At 72.1% G+C, this 19675-nt stretch carries 15 protein-coding genes and 1 pseudogene; 1 reads left to right on the forward strand and 15 read right to left on the reverse strand.

Annotation, left to right across the window (positions count from 1 at the left end; all coding sequences use genetic code 11):
• Positions 1 to 30: 30 nt before the first annotated feature.
• The 14 genes and pseudogenes from AB8735_RS15610 to AB8735_RS15675 all read right to left on the reverse strand — a co-directional run bounded on the left by AB8735_RS15610 (position 31) and on the right by AB8735_RS15675 (position 17915).
• Positions 31 to 1716, reverse strand: a complete 1686-nt coding sequence (locus AB8735_RS15610; protein WP_372407950.1) for an alpha/beta hydrolase — start codon at positions 1714 to 1716, stop codon at positions 31 to 33.
• Complete coding sequence (locus AB8735_RS15615) at positions 1713 to 2003, reverse strand: hypothetical protein (RefSeq protein ID WP_372407952.1); 291 nt, start codon at positions 2001 to 2003, stop codon at positions 1713 to 1715. Before AB8735_RS15615 ends, AB8735_RS15610 begins: the two co-directional genes overlap by 4 nt.
• A 582-nt stretch (positions 2004 to 2585) precedes the next feature.
• On the reverse strand, positions 2586 to 3830 hold the full coding sequence (locus AB8735_RS15620) for a S8 family serine peptidase (RefSeq protein ID WP_372407953.1): 1245 nt from the start codon (positions 3828 to 3830) through the stop codon (positions 2586 to 2588).
• A gap of 24 nt (positions 3831 to 3854) precedes the next feature.
• Positions 3855 to 5552, reverse strand: coding sequence for a hypothetical protein (locus AB8735_RS15625; protein ID WP_372407954.1), 1698 nt, complete (start codon positions 5550 to 5552; stop codon positions 3855 to 3857).
• A gap of 55 nt (positions 5553 to 5607) precedes the next feature.
• Positions 5608 to 6063 carry a hypothetical protein gene (locus AB8735_RS15630; protein ID WP_344031439.1) on the reverse strand — a complete coding sequence of 152 codons (456 nt, stop codon included), beginning with the start codon at positions 6061 to 6063 and terminating at the stop codon, positions 5608 to 5610.
• A 122-nt stretch (positions 6064 to 6185) separates the two neighbouring features.
• Positions 6186 to 8549 carry a molybdopterin cofactor-binding domain-containing protein gene (locus tag AB8735_RS15635; RefSeq protein WP_344031441.1) on the reverse strand — a complete coding sequence of 788 codons (2364 nt, stop codon included), beginning with the start codon at positions 8547 to 8549 and terminating at the stop codon, positions 6186 to 6188.
• Positions 8546 to 10759: a 2Fe-2S iron-sulfur cluster-binding protein gene (locus AB8735_RS15640; RefSeq protein WP_372407956.1), complete on the reverse strand. Its 2214-nt coding sequence runs from the start codon at positions 10757 to 10759 to the stop codon at positions 8546 to 8548. The genes AB8735_RS15635 and AB8735_RS15640 overlap by 4 nt, the downstream gene beginning before the upstream one ends.
• Positions 10756 to 11652 carry an FAD binding domain-containing protein gene (locus AB8735_RS15645; protein WP_344031446.1) on the reverse strand — a complete coding sequence of 299 codons (897 nt, stop codon included), beginning with the start codon at positions 11650 to 11652 and terminating at the stop codon, positions 10756 to 10758. The genes AB8735_RS15640 and AB8735_RS15645 overlap by 4 nt, the downstream gene beginning before the upstream one ends.
• A 358-nt stretch (positions 11653 to 12010) precedes the next feature.
• Positions 12011 to 13663: a beta-N-acetylhexosaminidase gene (locus AB8735_RS15650; RefSeq protein ID WP_372407959.1), complete on the reverse strand. Its 1653-nt coding sequence runs from the start codon at positions 13661 to 13663 to the stop codon at positions 12011 to 12013.
• A gap of 4 nt (positions 13664 to 13667) precedes the next feature.
• Positions 13668 to 14345, reverse strand: coding sequence for an ABC transporter permease subunit (locus tag AB8735_RS15655; protein WP_372407960.1), 678 nt, complete (start codon positions 14343 to 14345; stop codon positions 13668 to 13670).
• A gap of 94 nt (positions 14346 to 14439) precedes the next feature.
• Positions 14440 to 15072 (reverse strand): annotated as a pseudogene (locus AB8735_RS15660) (carbohydrate ABC transporter permease); the annotation flags it as partial.
• Positions 15069 to 16187 carry an extracellular solute-binding protein gene (locus tag AB8735_RS15665; RefSeq protein WP_372407963.1) on the reverse strand — a complete coding sequence of 373 codons (1119 nt, stop codon included), beginning with the start codon at positions 16185 to 16187 and terminating at the stop codon, positions 15069 to 15071. The pseudogene AB8735_RS15660 and the gene AB8735_RS15665, both read right to left, overlap by 4 nt.
• A 242-nt stretch (positions 16188 to 16429) precedes the next feature.
• Complete coding sequence (locus tag AB8735_RS15670; protein WP_344031452.1) at positions 16430 to 16729, reverse strand: DUF3039 domain-containing protein; 300 nt, start codon at positions 16727 to 16729, stop codon at positions 16430 to 16432.
• A complete protein-coding gene (locus AB8735_RS15675) occupies positions 16716 to 17915 on the reverse strand; it encodes an MFS transporter (protein ID WP_372407965.1) in 1200 nt (399 codons plus the stop codon). Before AB8735_RS15675 ends, AB8735_RS15670 begins: the two co-directional genes overlap by 14 nt.
• 118 nt (positions 17916 to 18033) lie before the next feature.
• Between AB8735_RS15675 and AB8735_RS15680 the strand changes: the two genes are divergently transcribed.
• Positions 18034 to 18879, forward strand: coding sequence for a LysR family transcriptional regulator (locus AB8735_RS15680; RefSeq protein ID WP_344031454.1), 846 nt, complete (start codon positions 18034 to 18036; stop codon positions 18877 to 18879).
• Here the strand turns inward: AB8735_RS15680 and AB8735_RS15685 are convergent.
• The gene (locus tag AB8735_RS15685; protein WP_344031456.1) at positions 18872 to 19468 is read right to left on the reverse strand and encodes a YqgE/AlgH family protein; all 597 of its coding nucleotides are present in this window, start codon (positions 19466 to 19468) and stop codon (positions 18872 to 18874) included. The two genes, AB8735_RS15680 and AB8735_RS15685, sit on opposite strands and share 8 nt — an antisense overlap.
• Between the last annotated feature and the right edge of the window lie 207 nt (positions 19469 to 19675).

A 19675-nucleotide genomic window follows, 5' to 3' on the forward strand; every position in this document is an offset into this window, starting at 1 on the left:
GCCCGTGGACAGGCGCGACAGTTCCGGGCCTCACTTGACTCCTTGGGGTACATGAGGGAACGGCATGTCATAGCCAGGCCGGCCAAACGGAGCGGGCTCATATCCTGTAGTCGTAGGCGCCTGGCTCCCAGTGATGATCCTCCCCTGATTGACCAGGGATTCACTAGGAGTTTTCGAATCGGCCCAATCCCAGTACCCACTGTGCCCACTTGTGTCCACTCGAATCCGCTGAGCTCCAAAGGTGCTTGTCGCAGGATCGATACCCAGCGTCTTGTCAGCAGCCCTCTTGATTCCGTCATCATCCGCGGTACCGATGTATACGTGCCTGGGGTCCACGTGCAAATCCCGAGCATGCTCGACAGTCAGCCCCGGGCTCCCGAGAGCGATAATGTTGTCAGCCTCCAGCCCGCGACCCCCGGCAGCCCCTGCACCCATGGTTGTTGAGCCGTAACTGTGACCGATCACTGTCAGGCGACCGTGTCGCTCCCCCTGAGCCGCACGAGTTCCAGCTGTGAACTCGCGCAGCGCTTCTCCACCATCCTCGGCTCTCGAAGTCCCGGCCACGCCGAGGTCTACTCGGGAGTCGGACACCTTGACCTGCGGCGCCTCGTAGTCGAGCCATGAAATGACGGCTGTGCTGTCGTTTGGTCTCAGCTTCATTGCCACACGCTGCAACCCGCTAATGCGATCCACCTGGCCAGGAATGCTTTCCAAGTTCGTGTTGGTTCCAGGAACAAGCACGGCTGTGTTGGCCGCCGTGTCTGGATTTCCCATGGCGATGATGGCTCGTCCGTCGCCTCGCGGGTCAACCTTAAGCAAGTAGAGCCTCTGCTCTGCTGGGACACCGTCAGCCGAATCCAACTTGCTCTTCAAGGCCTGAAGTCCTGCCTGTTGCTTGTTGAACTCGTCGGGGTTGATGGCATGGTCGGGCCGCGCCGGATTCAGCATCTGGTCGAGCAGCAGCCTGTTCGCACTGTCACGCACCGCACTCGGTAGACCGTTCATGGCGCCCACCTTCTCGGGGTACATCGCGATGAACAGCTGCTGCTGATCCTGGTCGAGCCCCTTCCACCAGGCAGCGTTCTCCTTGACGTCATGACCCCTAGGCCAGCCGAAGGGGCCCACACCGAGATCCTTGGCGATGCCCTTCGCCGCCTTCGCAGACTGCCCGAGCGCGTCTTCCTTGTGCAAGCCTTGGGGGTCGAACTCCGTGATCGCCTTGCGTCCCTCTTCGCTCGCCTGCTCCGCGTCCTTGAGCGCCTGGTTGATGCTGTCCTGGTACTTCTGCATACCCACCGCGTATTTCGCGAACAAGGCCGGCTGATCCGGATCGTGCTGCGCGTCGAGCAGCCAGGTCGGCATCTTGACCTGACCGGTCCCGTCATCGACCACGTAGTGCTCCTGCTCAGCGCTACGAACGGCATTACGCAGATCGGTCTGCGCCTGCGTCATCCGGATGCGGACGGTTTCCAGAACCTTCGCGATGAGGAGCGCGTCCACATGCGCCGCTTCCATCTGGCCTTGCAGGATGCCCAGGACCTCCTTGCCCGCTTTCGCCGCTTCCCCCTCCCACCCGCTCTCAAGTGGACCGGTCACCTGCTGGCGGTGGAACGTGTGAGCAGAGGCCAGCTTGTCGCCCAGGGTCCTCCAAGAGGACGCCGCGGATTCCAGAGGGGCGGTGTTCAGGTTGAACAGGCGCTGGAACAAGCTACTCATCTCTCGTACCCCTTCAGGAACGAGTCGTAGATCCTGCTGTCCGTCCACTGCTGGCCGTTCGCCGTGTCTGTGAGGAGTTCCCCGCTCCTGCCGATGCGTGTCCGCATCCCTTCGAGCGCGGTGTCCCACTCGCTGGCGGCATACTCCAGCGCGGTCCCGAACGACCAGTCGCGAAGGCCCTCGGCGGCATCCTTCATGCCCTTTACGGCCTTGGACACATGAGGCGCCAGGTCGCGTCCGACCTGCCCGGATGCCCCACCACTCGCCCGTAACTCCTTGAACGGCACGGCTAGTTTGTCCGACAACAGTTACCACCTATCGCGAACTCGTATCAGACGGGGCCAGAAGCTGCCCCGCTTGCCCACCCACTTGTATATCGCGATCACCGATGTCGCGCATGAGTACGCGTACTTATGCACGATCCCGAGCATATCGGCCCGTACGCAGGATAGTTCGAATGATCATCCATGCGCGTCAGGACAGTGCGGCGAAGGCCCTATCTCCCCCCTGACAGTGCAGCCACCGAAGTGCGATATCGGGTAGTTTGACCCTGCAGGAAGATATGCCCAACCGGTCCCCCGGCCAAAGCACCCGCAACTCAAGCCAAGCTACGCTGCACTTGCCTGGTGGCGGATGCGGAACGCTTGCATGGACGACGAAGCGACACAGTCCTCGTCGTACCTACCGCGCCACGGGGACAACATCAGTCAGCTGCTGGCAACGAGCATCACAGCTTGAAGACCACTCCATGCCAGACCCACCCTGCCTCAAGGGCCGTGCCCCGCATGGGCTTCTTCATCGCCCGTGAATCGAAGGCGAACGTCTCACCCGTTGCGGACACATGAGGCTGTGCAAGCGTAGCCATGAGGTCAACGAGAGTCCGAGTTGTACGAACCGTACGGGGGCGGAGGCGGGCCGAAGGCCGTTGCACGGTTACGTCGGCGACGAGCGACGGTGAAGGGAATAGTGATGGCTGCTGCTAGTACGGCGAAAGCACCGACGGCAGCGCCGATCCAGGCGGACGGGGTGTTGTCCTCACTCGCCTTCTCCGGGGCGGCTTCCGGCTTTTGGCCAGCCTGTTTTTGGGCCTCGGGCCGCTTACTCTCCGAAGACTTCGGGAGCGAGGTGCCGAGAAGGGGGTTCACCTCGGCAGGCCCGGGATCACCCGGGCTCTTGAGGGCGATGCGAGGCCGGACGACGCCGTAGCCGAGGGTGTCATTCCGCTTCTCGCCGCTCTTGGGGCCGCCGGCCGTGTTGATGAGGACGCGGAGGACCTGGTTTGCGGTCCAGTTGGGGTGGGCGGACCAGAGGAGGGCGGCGGAGGCGGAGGCGAGGGCGGAGGCGTCGCTGGTGCCGTGGCTGCGGCGGATGCCGGTGCCTTGCCTGGTCGTGGTGTACATGTCGTCGCCCGGCGCGGCCAGGACCACCTGCCTTCCGCGCTGGGATTCGGCGGTCACCCTCGCGTTCCTGTCGATCGCCCCTACGCCTACTACTCCCTTATGGGCGGCCGGATATTCGGCCGGGTTGCCCTTCTGCCCCTCGTTGCCAGCGCTCGCGAAGACCAACTTGCCCTTGGCAGCCGCGTAGTCGAGTGCCTGCGCTTGTTCCTTGCTCTCAAACGCATACCCAATTGACACGTTGATGATCTTGGCATTGGAGTCCGCTGCGAATCGGATGGCACGAACCAGGCTACGGTCCGAGCCGATCGGATCATCGACTCGTACGGGAAGAATCTTGGCACCTGGAGCGAGCCCCTTCGCCCCGGTACCACCAAGTCCCTTGCCAGTACCGGCGATCAACACCGCCATGGCGGTTCCATGCCCGGGAACGTCCTCCGGAGCAGCGGACTCGGAGAAGTCCTTTTCCGGAAGTACCTGTCCCTGGAGATCCGGGAGATCGGCATCCACCCTGGAATCGAGCACGGCCACAGTGACGCCGGCGCCGTCGCTTGTCCGCCACATTTCTTCGGCATGCATCCCCTCGAGATGCCACTGCCGTTCCCTGACCGTGTCGGCATGAGCGGACGTCGCGGTGGATGCCAGAAGGAAGAGGGCCGCGGCGCAGTGCAGCGCAACCGATCGTGCGTTACGTGCAAGGTGGGTACCTCTGCGCATGAACTGCCCTCTTCCTTCCAGGAGTCAGCCGATGACGGGGGGCACGTTTCGCTGCCCGTCATGGGACGACCATGACTCTTCGTCCTCGACCAGGTAGTCGGGGCGCTTGCCTCGGGAGGCGTCCCGCTTCCGGTCTCCCGGGTTGCGGACCAGGCCCGTGCCACCCTGTGTAAAGGCACGGCCGCCATTCGGTGTGCTGCCACCGACGACACCGCCGGCCTCTGAGGCCAGGCGGCGACCGCCGGCTCCGACGCCGCGCCCGCCACCAGCGGACGAGCCTGGCATGCCGCCAAAGCCTGGTCCGGCCATGCCGGGGCGTCCTTGGGTTCCTTGGGCCGGTTCGGCTCCGATGACCGTACCCCGAGGCGTCTGGAGCGGCGCCGGGCTCGTCCCACGTACAGTCGGCTGACCACCGATGACGTCGCTTGTCGGGATCCGAGGAACGCCGGTCGAGGGCAGCCCCACACGTCCTGTGCCCGGGCCGTTCCCCGGGACCCCGGGAACACGCCGAGTGCCAGTAGAGCCCGGCCCGGTCGGGCCGGTTCCGACAGGGCCGCTTCTTCCCTCCGGCTTGGGCGACGGCGGCACTCGGCCCGGCCCCTGAGGGGTCACCGGGGGGACCCTGGGAATGTGCGGGGCAGGCACATGCGGGCGGCCGACCGGTGGCGGCACGGACGGGCCACTCGGCGACGGGGTGGTCGGCGGCCCGCCGTTCGGTGTAGCAGGAACGTTCGGTATCGACGGCACAGTTTTCACGCCACCGTCCGACCTGGTCGACGAGTCGGTCGAAGGTTCGGAGCGATCACCGTGGGGCGGGGAGACCACGCCGGTGGACGTGTCGCCGCCACCGGACGACCCGGTGCCGTTGCCATGAGTCCCCTGCACACCAGAGTTGCCCGTCCCGCCGTCGCCACCTCCGGCTGCACCGGTCGATCCGTAGCCCCCTCCGCCACCTGCCGATCCTCCCGAACCCGAACCGCCGGGGAGCGACACGTACTCGAAGCCGTCCTTCGACTGCTTCGGCAACATTGCCGTCGGCATCGGCGGGAAATTCGGCCGCGCAGCCTTCGTCAGATCCGTCCCATGCGCGTTGTACGACGACTCCAGCGCCCCCATCGCCCGCGCCGCCGCGTCATGGGCCTCCTTCAGCTGCTTGGCCGCCAGATTGGCCTGCAACGGGGTCGGGCCGGCGTTGAGCATGGGGCCACTGCTCGGCTGGAGGCTGAAGTTGGGGGTGGGGTCAGCACCGGCGCTCGGCTTCAGGGTGCTGAGGTCGGGGATGCCCGAGGCGCTCGGCTTCGGGTTGCTCGCGTTGAACGAGTCCAGCGTCGCCTTCGCCCCCGCCGGATACTTCGGCATCGTCGTCTTCGCCTGCTGGAGCGCGACCGACGCCTCGTGCAGCGCTGCGCCCGCCGCCTGGCTGTAGTCGCCCAGCCGCGTCGTCGCGTTGGCCATGTCCGCGCCCCAGGTGTGGAAGGCGTCGGCGCCCTGGCCCTCCCACTCCAGGCCGGCCATGTGGTCCTTGAGGTCCCCGCCGATCTTCTTGATCGTCCCGGCGGCCTTCTTCAGTTTGTCGGCGACCGCGTCGACCTTCTCCGGACTGGCCTGCTCGATCATCTTCAGGAGCTGCTGGTGCGGGAACTGATGGAAGTCCGTGCACTGCGAGGCGAATTGGCCGCGCGGGTCGGCGGCCGGGCCGTGGCCCTGTGTCGAATCGGTCATGACCAGTGGTGTCCCTTCCCGTCCGGATTTCCTGCCCTGCGTCGCCGCTTCACCATCACATCTCCCCCTCGCCATGCGTTCCGCCCGACTTCTCGGGGGCGGGGTTCACCTGGTCGCGCCCCGCGCTCTTCGCGTTCGGGTCCTGCTTGGGGTCGTAGTACTTGGCGAGTTCGCGCTGGACCGCCCACATCTTGTCGCGGTGGTCCAGGTCCGTCCCCTGGTAGTCGTTGTGCGCGCCCTGCACCGCGAGGCTCAGCGCCTCGATCTGGTCGGACAGCAGTTTCGACAGATTCGCCAGGTCCTCGTGCACCGCGTTGTACATGCCGTACAGCGCCCCGGCCGCCACGAAGTCCTGCCCGAAATGACCCTTGTCGATCTTTTCGGCAGCCAGATTCGCGTGTGCGGCCTCGGAGCCCCCGAGTTCCGTCAGCGCTTCGTCGACGCGGTTCTTGAAGCCCTTGAGCGCTTCCACCTCGACGCGCATTTTGTCCGCAGCGGATTGCCCAGCCACGTACAAACTCACCCCCCACTCAACCCCGTGAGCCCTGCAATGAACCTCCTTAGCCTACCGACAGGTATTCAGTGGTGCATCGCGCATTAACTCAACTCACATGAGTATCAGGATGGATGGCGCTACAGCCCCGCCCCCACCGCCGCCTGCGGCCGGATCGGCAGGCGGTTGACCGGGCGGCCCGTCGCCGCCCGTACCGCCGAGGCCACCGCCGCCGGGGACGTGACGACCGGGACCGCGCTGATCGCCTTCGCGCCGAAGGGGGCGACCACGTCCCGCTCCTCCACCAGCTTGACGATGCGGATGTCGGGGGCGTCCAGCGACGTGGGGAGGGCGTAGCCCGCGAAGTCGGGGCGGCGGACGTGGCCGGCGTTGGTGCGGAGGTTCTCCGTCAGGGCCGCGCCCACGCCCTGGGTGATGCCGGCCTCGATGCGGGCGTGCGCCTGGGCGGGGTTGAGGACGCGGCCGACGTCCTGGGCGACGGCCATTTCGACGACGCGGACGGAGCCCAGTTCGACGTCCACGTCGACGACGGCCCGTACCGCGCAGAAGGCCATGCCGACGAAGGCGTCGCCCTGGCCGGTCTCGTCGAGGGGCTCGGTCGGGTGGGGGCGGCACTGGGCCGTGGCCCAGAGCTCCTTGCCGTCGAGGGCCTCGGCGACCGTGGTGCTGAGGACGCCGTCGTAGGAGGTGATGCGGCCGTCGGCGATCGTCAGGAGCTCCGTGGACATGCCGAACTGGGCGGCCAGGGGCTGGAGCAGCTGCGTACGGACCATGCGCGCGGCGCGCTCGACCGCTCCGCCCGAGACCCAGGTGTGGCGGCCGTGGGCCGCGGGGCCGCAGGGCGGCTGGTCGGTGTCGATGGGGGCGACGTGGACGTCGGTGATGCCCAGGACCTCCTGGACGATCTGCCGGGCGAGGGTCGAGAAGCCCTGGCCCGTCTCGACGGCCGCACAGATGACCGTGGCGACGGAGCCGCTCACCTTGACCGTGGCGGTGGAGACCTCGTCGGCGCCCTCGGCGCCCAGCATGTGGACCATGCCGACGCCGTAGCCGACGCCGCGGCGGACGGCGGACGGTTCGCCGGCGCCTTCGGGGCCGCCGGGGAGCCAGTCCTCCTCCTCGGGCGACGAGGACGGCAGCGGGAAGTCGCGGACGGCGGCGAGGAGTTCGGCCACCGGGGCCGGGCAGGTGACCGTCTGGCCGGTGGGGAGGATGTCCCCCGTCGCCATGATGTTGCGCATACGGAGGTCGGCCGGGTCGAGGCCGAGCCTGGCCGCGAGCTTGTCCATCTGGCCCTCGTAGGCGGCGCAGACCTGCATCGCGCCCTCGCCGCGGACGTGACCGGAGGGCGGGTTGTTGGTGCGTACGGCCCAGCCCTCGACGAAGGCGTGCGGGACGACGTACGGGCCGCAGGCGAAGGCGACGGCGGCGGCGAGCGCGTCCCCCGAGGAGTCGGCGTAGGCGCCCGCGTCCATCAGGATCTGGGCCTCGACCTTCACCAACTTGCCCTCCGCGTCCGCGTGGTGGCGGTAGCGCAGCAACGTCGGGTGGCGGTGGGCGTGGCTGAGGAAGGACTCCTCGCGGGTGGCCGCGAGCTTGACCGGGTGGCCGGTGCGCAGGGCCAGCAGGCCGAGCGGGAGCTGGACGCCGGAGTCCTCGCGGTCGCCCATGGCGCCGGGCACACCGGTGACGACGATCTTGACGCGCTCGGGTTCGAGGGCGAACGCGGCGGCGGCCAGGTCGCGGTCGGCGTGCGGGTCCGTGGAGGCGGTGTAGATCTCGACGCCGCCGTCGGGGCGGGGCACGGCGAGGGCGGCCTCGGCGCCGATGGGCGCGGGGTCCTGGCGGCCGATGCGGTAGAGGCCCTCGACGACGACCTCGCCGGTGATCCCGGGGTCGCCGAAGCTCAGCGGGATGTGCCGGATGAGGTTGCCGTCGGGGTGCAACGGCTCGGCGGAGAAGGCCTGTTCGGGGTCGGTGACGGGCTCCAGCACCTCGTACTCGACGGCGATGGCGGCGGCGGCGAGGCGGGCCGTGTCGGGGTGGTCGGCGGCGACCGCGGCGATGGGCTCGCCGTGGTGGCGGACGACGTCGGAGGCGAAGACCGGCCGGTCGGCGACGCGGCGGCCGTGGGCGGCGTCGCCGGGGACGTCGGTGTGGGTGACGACGGCGTGGACGCCGGGCATCGCGGCGGCCGTGCGGGTGTCGATGGAGAGGATGCGGGCGTGCGGGTGCGGGGAGCGCAGCACCGCGGCCCACAGCAGGCCCTCGGCCCACAGGTCCGCGGCGTACGGGAAGGTGCCCTGCGTCTTGGCGTCCGCGTCGGCCGCGGGCACGGAGGCGCCGATGCCCTGCGGGGGTCCGTCGGGCGCCGCGGGGGGCGCGGCGACGGAGGAGACGGCCAGCGAGCCGAGCACGCCGGTCACGTCGTCCGGTCCGCCGGATCCGGCCGTCCCGGCGCTGCCGCCCATGCCGCCCGTCATGCCGTCGCCTTTCCGCCGCCGCCGTGCTGCGGGCCCGCCTGGTGCGGGATGCGTCCCGTCGCCGCGTCCGGTCCGTCGCCGGAGCCGGACTGCTGTGCCTGTGCTTCCTCCAGGGCCGCGGCGGCCTCGGCGCGCTCGTCGGCGACCTTGCGGACGGCGTCGAGCACGCCGCGGTAGCCGGAGCAGCGGCAGAGGTTGCCGCAGATGGCCTGGCGGGTCTCCCGTTCGGTGGGGGCGTGGTTGCCCTCCAGGAGGTCGTGGACCGTCATCGCGAGGCCGGGCACGCAGAAGCCGCACTGCACCGCGCCGCACTCGGCGAGGGCGCGCTGGACGTCCGAGGGCCGGCCGCCCGCGGCGAGCCCTTCGACCGTGCGGATCTCGGAGCCGGCCGTGGTGGCGGCCGGGACGAGGCAGGAGGCGACGAGCCGGCCGTCCACCTGGACGGAGCAGGCGCCGCACTCGCCCTGCGAGCAGCCGTCCTTGGCGCCCGCGAGGCCGAGGCGCTCGCGCAGGACGTAGAGCAGGGACTCGCCGATCCAGGCGTCGCTGACGGGCCGGTCGGCGCCGTTGACGCGCAGGACGTACGAGGCGCAGGGGTGCTCGGTGGCCGGGGCCGGGGGCGGGAACTCCTCCTCGGGGAGGGGCAGGCCCTCGTCGGCGGAGGGCTCGTCCGAGGGGCGTCCGGCCTCGGGGTCCTCGGGGGCGAGGTCGGGGTCGGAGTCGGGGTCCGCGGAGGGCTCGGGGGCGTCGGCCTCGGCCGCCGCGGGGGCCGGAACGGACGGCTCCGGGGCGGACGGGGGCGGCGCGGGGGCCGCGGCGGGCGGCGCCACCGGGTCCTGGGCGTACGGGAGTTGGGGGTGCGGGAGTTGGGGGTGCGGGGCCGGGGTGTGCGACCCGTCCGGGGTCTGCGCGGGCGGCTCGTGCGCAGCCTGCGCGGGCGGCTCCGGACGTACCGGTTCCGGGGCGGACGGGGCCTCGGCCGCCGCGGGCACGGACGCCTCGGCCGACGGTTCGTCCACCGCGTGCCGGACGGCGGCCCCGGCGTGCGGCGTTGCCCCGGGGGCGCCCGGAGCGCCGCTCACGACCTCCCATGCGCCACCGGCCGGGGTGTCGCCCGTACCGGTGACGCCCACGGTGGACGGCTGCGTCAACCCGCCGACCGCGTACGCGTTCGCCGTGTACTCCTCCGGTCCCTCGGGCGTGTCGCCCTGAACGGGCGGGACCGAGGGGACGGGCGATGCCGGAGGGCCGGATGGGGCGTGCGGGACGGAAGGTGCGGCGGCCTCCGGTGCCGGGGACGGCATGTCCCACTGGCCTGTCCGCACCGCCGGCCCGTCGTCCACGGGACGGTGCCAGACACCGGCGCCGGTGTCCCCGAGTGCCGGGGCCGGCCACGGTGCCGTGGAGTGCGGGTCGGGATCCTGGCCGACGGGCGCGGGAGCGGACGCGGGCATGGCCGCGGGCGCGGCCGCGGCGGCGCGCTCGTGCAGCGCGTACTCGCCGGAGTCCTCCACCGGGTCGTCCCCGGCGGCCGGGACGGACCACTGGCCGGTGGAGGTGTCGCCCAGGGCATCCGGGAACGGCACCGGCCATTCCGCGGTGTCGTTCAACTGCCCGGCGTGACCGGACTGTCCGGCGTGACCCGACTGAGCGGCGTGACCGGACTGATCAGCGTGACCGGCGTGACCGGCATGCCCCGTGTGGCCGACGTGACCGGCCTGCTGTCCCGCGGCCGGAGGCGCGTACGCGTCGGCCGTCATGGCCCATTCCCCGGAGTTGCCCGAGACGTACGGGCCGGTCGGCCAGTCGTCGACCGGGGCCTCGGCCCGGCCGTCCGCCGGCCCGGCGGACTGCTGCGGGACGGGCGCCGGGGCCTGCGGCGGAACGGCCTGATGGCGGGGCGGCGCGGACTGCTGCGGGACGGAGTGCTGGTGAACGGACTGCGGGGGAACGGACTGCTGCGGGGCGGCCGGTGCCGCCGGGTACGGGGGCACCGCGTCCCAGGACCCGGCCGTGGGCGGCGCGTAGCCCGTGCCGGGGGCGGCCAGCGGCGCCCAGCCGTTGCCGCCGCCCGCGTTCGGGTGCGCCAGCAGCTCGGGCGGGAGCTGCACGAACGACGTGCCCTCGGGGTCGATGTCCACGCCGCGGGGCATGGGCTGCCAGCCGCCCTCGCCGGGCGTCCGGGCGTGTCGCTTCTGATCGTCACTCACGCGAGTGCCCTCCCCAGTGCTCGGCGGGCCAGAGTCGCCACGGTACGCCGCAGATGCAGCACGGCCGGCGGCAGGGTACCGGGCTCACCGCTCTCCGGGGCGGGCACGGGATCGGGGATGCACGCGGCGGCGACGTAGTCGCCGAAGGCGGTGAGCGCCTCGGGGGCCAGCGTGCGCTCGCCGTCCCAGTCGATGAGCGAGGCGACCCAGTGCTCGGCGTCGTAGGGGCGCAGCGGCATCGGCGCGACGGCGCCGACGGCGCAGCGCACCATGCGCCGGGCCGGGTCGAGGACGACGGCCACCGAGGCGGTGGCCCGGCCGGGGCCGGTGCGGCCGGTGGCCTTGAGGAAGGTCTGCGGGGCGTGCAGCAGGGGTACGCGGACGTAGCCGATGAGCTCGCCGGGGTGCAGCAGCTCGATCCCGGCGAGCAGCCGGCCGACCGGGATCTCGCGCCGCCCGCCGCCGGGTCCGGCGATGACGAGGGAGGCTTCCAGGGCGGCGAGGACCGGCAGCGCGTCGCCGGTCGGCGCGGCCGAGGCGATGTTGCCGCCGAGGGTGCCGGCGTTGCGGATCTGCGGCGGGCCGGCGGCGCGGGCGGCCGCGGCGAGGGCCGGGATGAGGGCGGCGAAGTCCGGCCGGCCCATCCGGGCGTGGGTGAGTCCGGCGCCGAGCAGGGCGTGGCCGTCCTGGTACTGCCAGCCGCGGATCTCGCTGATGCGGCCGAGGCCGACGAGCGCGGCGGGCCGCAGCAGTCCCGAGTTGACCGCTGCCATCAGATCGGTGCCGCCCGCGACGGGCACGGCCGCGGGCATGGCGGCCAGCGCCGCCACGGCCTCGTCGAGCGAGCCCGGCAACGTCACCGTGTGCGTTGCTTGCGGTGCGTGCGTGGTCAACCCAGCTGCCCCTTCCCCGGTCGTCCCGGCTGTCCCGGCCGTCCTCCCGCTTGCGTTCCGCCGTACGGTACGTGCTGACGGCCCGGACGTGGCAACTCTGGCACATCTTCCGAGTCCGCCGTCGCGAGGGTCCGCGAACAGCTCTCCGTCCCCGGCAGTCACGGACGTCCCGTCCGGCCCGGGTTCCTCGGGGGCATGGGCGCCGCCTCCGCGTCCCGGGCGCGGCGGGGGCGCCCGCCCGCTTCCCCACTTCGGGGCGTATGGCCATCTTTGGGCGTTCCTTGTACGACTTACGGCGGTGTGTGAAGGTCCACCGTGCCAGGGGCGGGGGGCACGGACCGTCACCTTCCGTCGTGCCTCACACGATCGGGGAAGAGCCCTCGATCGGGCGTCCGAGCACGCCGGGCCGGCGCTGCCAGGGGCGGGGGCCGCCGGGCGGGCGATAGTCCACGCCCAGGGCGTCGAGCCGGGCGTAGTGGGCCCGCATGCGCTGTTCGAAGTGAGCGAAATCGCGCGCTCCGGGTGCGGGGAGCGACGACCAGACGGTCTCGGCGAAGGCGGCAAGGCGCGGGAACGCCTGGTATTCGCGGCGCTGCTGGTCCTCCGTCACCTCGGTCCACAGATTGGCCTGGGCGCCGAGGACGTGCGCGGCCGCGTCGCCGGTGAGCTCCGGGGGGACGGGTTCGAAGCGGTAGACGTCCTCCAGGGTGCGGACGGAGCCGATGGGCACGGGCTCGTCGTCGCCCGGGGCCTGCCGGTGGTCGAGGTAGACATGCTGCTCGGGGCACATGACGACGTCGTGGCCGGCGCGCGCGGCGGCGACCCCGCCCTCGTAGCCGCGCCAGGAGGAGACGACGGCGCCCTCGGCCAGGCTTCCTCCCGGCCGCAGGCCTTCCAGGATCTCGTCCCACCCGACGAGCCGCCGCCCCCGCTCCGCGAGCCACCGGTCGAAGTGCCGGACGAACCAGCTCTGCAGCGCGTCCTCGTCGGCCAGCCCCTCGGCCTTCATCCGCGCCTGCGCCGTGGGGGACGCCCGCCACTGGTCCTTGGGGCACTCGTCGCCGCCGATGTGGATCCAGGGCGAGGGGAAGAGGTCGAGGACTTCGGCGAGCACGTCCTCGTAGAACGCCAGGGTGTTGTCAGTGGGGGCGAGTACGTTCCGACTGACCCCCCAGGTGTCCCAGACGGTCAGGGAGGTGGTGTCGACGACGTCCGTGTTGCCCAGCTCCGGGTAGGCGGCGATGGCGGCCTGCGAGTGCCCGGGCATGTCGATCTCGGGGACGACGGTGATGTGGCGCTCGGCTGCGTAAGCGACGATCTCGCGGATGTCGTCCCGGGTGTAGAAGCCGCCGTGCGGGCGGGGGTCCCAGAGCGGGGAGGCCCGGTGCCCGAGCTTGGTCCGCGCGCGCCAGGCGCCGGTTTCGGTGAGCCGGGGGTGGAGACGGATCTCGACGCGCCAGCCCTGGTCGTCGGTGAGGTGGAGGTGGAGCACGTTGAGCTTGTGCGCCGCCAGCAGGTCGAGCCAGCGCAGGACGCCCTCCTTGGGCGTGAAGTGCCGCGCCACGTCGAGGAGTAGACCGCGCCAGCGGAAGCGGGGGCCGTCCTCGATCGCGACGGCGGGGAGACGCCAGGAGCGTCCGGGGGCGACGGGGGCCCTGCGGAACGCCCCGGGGCCGAGGAGTTGGCGGAGGGTCTGCGCGCCGTGGAGGACGCCGGCCGGGCCGCCGCCGTCGATGCGTACGCCACCGCCGTCGGCGCGGAGCCGGTAGCCCTCGGGGCCGAACTCCCGCTCCACGCCGGGGTCGACGCGCAGGACGAGGCCGTTCCCGCCGGGGGCGTCGGGCAGGGGCAGTCCGGTGGCCGCGCCGAGGGTGGCGCGCAGCAGGCGGCCCGCGCCCCCGGTGCCGGGGCCGGCGTCGATCGTGCTGCGTTCGTCGAGTACGGGGCCGGGGCCGGGGAGCCGTACGAGCCGGCGGGGCGCGGGAACAAGTCCGGTGTCGGTGTCCGTCATGGGGTCAGTCCTTCACCGCGCCGCCCGGTCCGGAGACCAGGCGCCGCTGTACGAGTACGAAGAAGACGAGGACGGGAACGGTCATCAGGGTGGACGCCGCCATGATGCCGCCCCAGTCGTTGCCCTCGTCCTTGAAGAAGACCAGGAGGGCCATCGGCAGCGTCGAGTTCTCGGTGGCGCTGATGAGGAACGACTTCGCGAACAGGAAGTCGTTCCAGGTGGAGATGGAGGAGAAGACGCTCGTCGCGACGAGGCCGGGGAGGACGAGGGGAAAGAGGATCCGCCGGAGGAAGCGGGCGCGGCTCGCGCCGTCGAGATACGCGGCCTCCTCCAGGGCCTCGGGCACGGCCTTGACGAAGCCGCGCAGCATCCAGATCGCGAAGGGGAGGGAGAAGGCGAGGTGCGGGAGGATCAGCGAGCCCAGGGTGTTGAGCCCGATGCCGGGCACGGTGTCGCCGATGTCGCGCAGCAGGAAGAACAGCGGGATGGCCAGCGCCTCGACGGGCACCGTCTGCGCCACGAGGACCATGACCAGGAGCGTGGTGCGCAGCCGGAACCGGACGAGCAGCATCACCACGCCGATCGCCGAGCCGAGGCTGTACTGCGAGGAGGCGAACGCCTTCTGGTGGGCGTAGACGTTGAGCGTGAGGTTCTGCCCGGCGATGCCGCCGCCGTTGGTCATGACGTAGATCTGGGTGAAGACCTTGGAAGTCCCAGATGACGGACTGGAGGGTGACGACGGTCAGGACCGGCCGCAGCATGGGCGCCATGACGTGGCGCCAGGTCCGCCAGGGCGAGGCGCCGTCGAGCGCCGCCGCCTCCAGCACCTCGCCGGGGATGGCCGGGATGCCCGCGTAGACGGTGACCATCACGAACGGGAAGGAGCACCAGACCACTTCGAGGAGGACGAGCGCGAAGGCGCTCCAGCGGTCGTAGGTCCAGGAGTGGCCGTCGAAGCCGGTGAGGCCGAGTCCGGTCAACACCCGGTCCACCGGCCCGGAGTCGGGGTCGAAGAGGAACAGCCACACGGTCGAGCCGGTGACCGCGGGCGTCGCCCACGCGCCGAGCGCGGCGAGCATCAGCGCCAGGCGCGGCAGGGCGCGGACGCGGGTGAGGAGCACGGCGGCGGCGCAGCCGGTGGCGAGGGTGGCGAGGACGCAGGCGGCGGCGAAGGCCAGGGGCACGACGAGCACCTGGCGGAACTGCGGGTCGCCGAACACCTCGCGGTAGTTGGCCAGGCCCCGGAAGGACGTCGGTTCGCCGCCGCTGACCTGGGCCTGGGTGTATTCGAGTACGGAGATCAGGCCGAGCTGGTAGACGCGGTAGAGCAGCAGCCCGCCGAGGAGGGCGAGGGCGGGGGCGAGGTGGAGCCAGGGGGTCCAGGGCCCGGTCGCGCGGGCGGCCGTCATCGGCGGAACGCCTCGTTCATGCGCCGGGCCGCGGCGGCGGTGGCCGCGTCCACGTCCTTCCGCCCGCTGACGATCTCCTGGAACATCGTCGGCAGCACCTGCCCGGCGTCGACGGCCGCCCAGCCCGGCGTGGCGGGGACGGGGACGGTGCCCGCGTCGAGGGTGCGCACGAACGGCTCGGCGAACGGCTCGCGGCGCTCGGCCGCGCGCCGCGCCCCGGCGGAGGCGGGCAGGTAGCCCATGGCGTCGAAGAGCCGGCCCTGGGTGCGCCGGGAGGTCAGGGACCTCATCAGGCCGACGGCGAGGGTGCGGTGCGAACTGCTCCTGAGGACACCGATGTTGTTCCCGCCCGCGAACGCCGGGGCGATGCGCCCCGGTTGGAGGCCGGGCAGCGGCACCACCGCGTACCGCCCCTTCACCGGGCCGCTGTCGACGGCCTTCCGGTTGAAGTCGCCGGCGATGGCCATGGCCGCGCGGCCGGAGGCGAAGGCCTGGACCGTGTCGTTGCCGCCCATCGCGGCGCAGCGGCTCGCGGGGCAGTTGTCGTCGCCGAAGAGAGCGGCCCAGGCCCGTACGCCGGCGCGGGACTTCGCGTCGTCGACGGCCGCGTGCCAGGTGCGCCCCGTGCGCCGGGTGATGTCACCGCCGTGGGCCCAGACGAAGGGCAGGGCGCCGTAGGTGTAGGCGCCGCCGACGGCCGGCCCGTACAGCCGGGGGCGTTCGCGGTGGATCCGCCGTGCGGTGGCGGCGAGTTCGCCGGGGGTGCGGGGCGGGGCGAGGCCCAGGTCGCGGAAGACGTCGGTGCGGTAGTAGAGGGCGCGGACGCCGACGAACAGCGGGGAGCCGTAGAGCTTTCCGTCCACGGTCACGGAGGAGACGGAGGCGTCGTCGGCGCCGGGGCGGCCGGCGAGTTCGGCGGTGACGTCGGCCAGCCCGCCGCCCTTGACGTGGCCGGCGGTATCGGTGTTGCCGTACTCGACGAGGTCGGGGGCGCTCTTCGGGTCGTTGAAGGCAGCCTTGGTCTTCTGGGCGCGGGTATCGACGGGGATGTAGGAGGCGAGGGCGACCAGTGCGACGAGCGTGGCGACGGCGGTTCCCCGGGCGGACGGCGGCATGAGTGATCCCCTCCCGATCGGTGCGCACTCCACCGTTGCGACATGCGCAACACACGTTTCCCTGTGCGCAATTGGGAGGAGGCTAAGCGCGTCCGCCCGGCCTCACAAGGGTTCGCGTCCGGACCGTGACCGGACGAAGCGCTCCGTGCAACGCGGACGGCTCCCCGGGCACGTCACGCGTGCCCGGGGAGCCGTGGAAATCCGGAGGAGGAGCCGAGAGGGGAGGGCCCGAGGGGGGAGGGCTACTTCTTGCCGTCGCCGCCCTTACCGCCCTTGCCGCCCTTGTCGTCGCCGGCGCCCATGCCGTCGAAGATCTCTTTGCACATGGGACAGACCGGGTACTTCTTCGGGTCGCGCCCGGGCACCCAGACCTTGCCGCACAGGGCGACGACCGGGGATCCGGAGAGCGCGCTCTCCATGATCTTGTCCTTCTGGACGTAGTGGGCGTAGCGCTCATGGTCGCCGTCGCCGTGCGACACCTGCGGCGTCGGCTCTACGAGGGTGCCTGTACCTGCCCCGCGCTCGGGCTCAAGAGTGCTCATGGTCCCCAAGGGTACTGGGGAGCGCCACGGTCGGCCGAGGCCCGTCGGCCCGCGCGGCCCGGCCTGTCGCGAGCGCGTGCCCTGCCAGGCCGAGCGCGGCCACCGCGGCGGCGGCCCAGGGCAGCGTGCGGGGCGCCAGTCCGGCGGAGAGGGCCACGCCGCCGACCGCGGACCCGACGGCGCTGCCCAGGTAGAGCGCCGAACCGTTGAGGGCCAGGACCACCGGTCCCCGGTCGGGGCGCAGTTCCAGCAGCCGGTGCTGCTGGGGCACCTGGAGGGCCCAGCCGCCGGCGCCCCAGACCAGCAGGGCCAGGCCCGCCGCGACCGGGTGCGGTGCGAGGACGGGCAGCAGTGCCTCGGCGCCGGCGACGAGCACAAGGACGGTGGTGATCAGGGCGGCCACCCGTCCCGCCCGGTCCATCAGCGGGCCGATCGCCGCGCTCCCCAGAACGCCTCCGAGGCCCCAGGCCCACAGGTAAGGGGTGACGCCGTGGACACCGCCCGTCGCCTCCAGCACGGGTGCGAGATAGGTGTAGAGGCCGAGGCTGGCGACGGCGGCGAGGAAGGAGACGCCGACGACCGGGGCGACGCGGCGGTCCACGACGGCCGCGAGGCGGTCGCGGACGGGCACCTGGGGCTCCGGGGGCATGGGCGGCAGCAGGACGAGCAGCCCGGCCAGGGCGGCCGCGCCCAGGGCCGTGAGCAGCCAGAGCGTCGCCCGCCAGCCGGTGTGCTCGGCCAGCAGGACCCCCAGCGGGACGCCGAGCACCGTACCGGTGCTCATACCGCCCATGACCAGCGCGAGCGCCCGGCCGCGCCGGGCGGCGGGGACCATCGTGGAGGCGGCGGCCGTGGACAGCGCGGCGTAGAGCCCCGCCCCCGCCCCGGCGGCCACCCGGGCCGCGAGGAGGAGCGCGAAGCCGGGAGCGAGCGCGGTGAGTCCGTTCGCCACCGTGAACACCGTGAGGGATCCGATGAGCGCGGCCCGCGGCCTGCGCCCGCCGAGCAGGCTCGCGAAGAGCGGTGCCGAGACGGCGTAGGCGAGGGTGAAGGCGGTCACCAGCTGTCCGGCGAGCGCCACCGTCGTCCCGGTGTCGTCGGCGATGGCGGGCAGCAGCCCGGCCATCACATAAGCGTCCAGCCCCAGGGCGAAGGAGCCCAGGGCCAGCAGCAGAACCTTGCGCACGGCGGTATCCCCCTATGTCCGTGATCCGGCGCCCTTTGCGGGGCCGGTGGCGGGGAGACTAGGCAGCCCGAACGCGCGTCCGGAAATGCCTCGGTGCGGCTATTTATGCTTGGTGCGCATGACCGACCTCAGCGGTGTCGAGCTCCGTCAACTGCGCTGGTTCCTGGCCGTGGTCGAGGAGCGCAGCTTCACCTACGCCGCCGCCCGGCTGGGCATCGGCCAGCCCGCCCTGACCCGCGCGGTCCAGTCGCTGGAGACGGCCCTCGGCGCCCGGCTGCTGGAGCGCACGACCCGCAGGGTCGCGCCCACACCTGCCGGACAGCGCCTCCACGAGGAGCTGACGGTGACCCTCGCCCGCCTCGACGACGCGCTGCGCGCCCCCGGCCGGGACGCCTTGCTGCGGCTGGGCTTCGCCTGGCTGCTGCCGGACCGGGCGGCGTCCCTGGTCGAGGAGTTCAAACGGGCCACCGGCGCGGGCGTCCGGCTGGTGCGGCGGGACGCCGCGCTCGCGGGCCTGGACACCGGCGGGGCGGACGCCGCCGTGCTGCGCGGCGAGGTTCCGGCCGGGATGCGCGGGGTGGTCCTGTGCCGGGAGGAACGGGTGGCCGCCGTCCCCCGCTCGTCACCGCTCGCCCGCCGCCGCGTCCTGGACTGGACGGAGCTGGCGGCGCTGCCGCTGGTCGTCAACACGGTCAGCGGGACGACCGCGCCGGACCTCTGGCCGGAGGGCGCCCGGCCGCGCATGGCCTGCACGGCCGGGAACATCGACGAGTGGGTGGAGTCCGTGGCCGCCGGACACGGCGTCGGCGTCGCCCCGCAGCCGGCCGCCGAGCGCCTGAAGCACCCGGCCGTGCGCTACGTCCGGCTGAAGAACGCCCCGGCCGTGACCGTACGGCTCGTCGTCCCCGCGCGCGGCGCGCACCCGCTGGCCGACCGGTGCGCCGAACTGGCCGGCGTCAGTTGAGGCTGGGGTCGTCCGGGTAGGTGGCGACCATGGCCAGCTCGTTGCGCTGGCGGCGCAGGACCGACCGCCAGAGCCGGGACGGGTCCGGGGACGACACGTCCCCCGGCTCCGACTCCACGACGTACCAGGCGCCCTCGACGAGCTCCTCCTCCAGCTGGCCGGGGCCCCAGCCCGAGTACCCCGCGAAGATCCGCAGCGAGCCGACGGCCGGCCCCAGCAGCTCCGGCGGGGCCTCCAGGTCGACGAGCCCGATGGCGCCGTGCACCCGGCGCCAGCCGATGGGGCCGTCGACGACGGCGGGGACGTCCCCGGCGCGCGCGTGCGGGTCCCCCGGGACGACGGCCACGCCCAGCGCCGAGTCCAGCGAGACCGGCCCGCCCTGGAAGACCACACCCGGCTCGCCGGCCAGGAAGGCCCAGGACGCGAGGATGTCGGCGACGCCGACCGGGGTCGGCCGGTTGAGCACCACACCGAGGGAGCCCTCCTCGTCGTGGTCGAGGAGCAGCACCACCGCGCGGTCGAAGTTCGGGTCGGACAGCGCCGGCGTCGCGACGAGCAGTCGTCCTGTGAGCGAGGACACCTCGGGCATGGCGACATGATCCCGCATTTCCGGGGTCCGCGGGGAGTGGAAGGGCGCACCGGACCGGACGGATCCGTACGCGCCCGCGGAACAGCTAACCGGTAGCGACCACTCCGCATACGGAGCGTGTTGTTGCAAACCCATGACGTACCCGGAGGCCCGGGATGGCGCCGACCGCCCCCTCCGGTCGCATTACCCTTTCTTCTTGCCCACCTG

Source organism: Streptomyces luteireticuli, from assembly GCF_041519305.1.
GTDB classification, from domain to species: domain Bacteria; phylum Actinomycetota; class Actinomycetes; order Streptomycetales; family Streptomycetaceae; genus Streptomyces; species Streptomyces luteireticuli.

Excerpts from the sequence above, each read along its gene's own strand:
- AB8735_RS15655 (WP_372407960.1), bottom strand. The coding sequence starts at position 14,345 with ATGACCAACGGCGGCGGCATCGCCGGGCAGAACCTCACGCTCAACGTC.
- AB8735_RS15685 (WP_344031456.1), bottom strand. The coding sequence starts at position 19,468 with ATGCCCGAGGTGTCCTCGCTCACAGGACGACTGCTCGTCGCGACGCCG.
- AB8735_RS15680 (WP_344031454.1), top strand. The coding sequence starts at position 18,034 with ATGACCGACCTCAGCGGTGTCGAGCTCCGTCAACTGCGCTGGTTCCTG.
- AB8735_RS15665 (WP_372407963.1), bottom strand. The coding sequence starts at position 16,187 with ATGCCGCCGTCCGCCCGGGGAACCGCCGTCGCCACGCTCGTCGCACTG.
- AB8735_RS15610 (WP_372407950.1), bottom strand. The coding sequence starts at position 1,716 with ATGAGTAGCTTGTTCCAGCGCCTGTTCAACCTGAACACCGCCCCTCTG.
- AB8735_RS15625 (WP_372407954.1), bottom strand. The coding sequence starts at position 5,552 with ATGACCGATTCGACACAGGGCCACGGCCCGGCCGCCGACCCGCGCGGC.
- AB8735_RS15650 (WP_372407959.1), bottom strand. The coding sequence starts at position 13,663 with ATGACGGACACCGACACCGGACTTGTTCCCGCGCCCCGCCGGCTCGTA.
- AB8735_RS15670 (WP_344031452.1), bottom strand. The coding sequence starts at position 16,729 with ATGAGCACTCTTGAGCCCGAGCGCGGGGCAGGTACAGGCACCCTCGTA.
- AB8735_RS15620 (WP_372407953.1), bottom strand. The coding sequence starts at position 3,830 with ATGCGCAGAGGTACCCACCTTGCACGTAACGCACGATCGGTTGCGCTG.
- AB8735_RS15635 (WP_344031441.1), bottom strand. The coding sequence starts at position 8,549 with ATGACGGGCGGCATGGGCGGCAGCGCCGGGACGGCCGGATCCGGCGGA.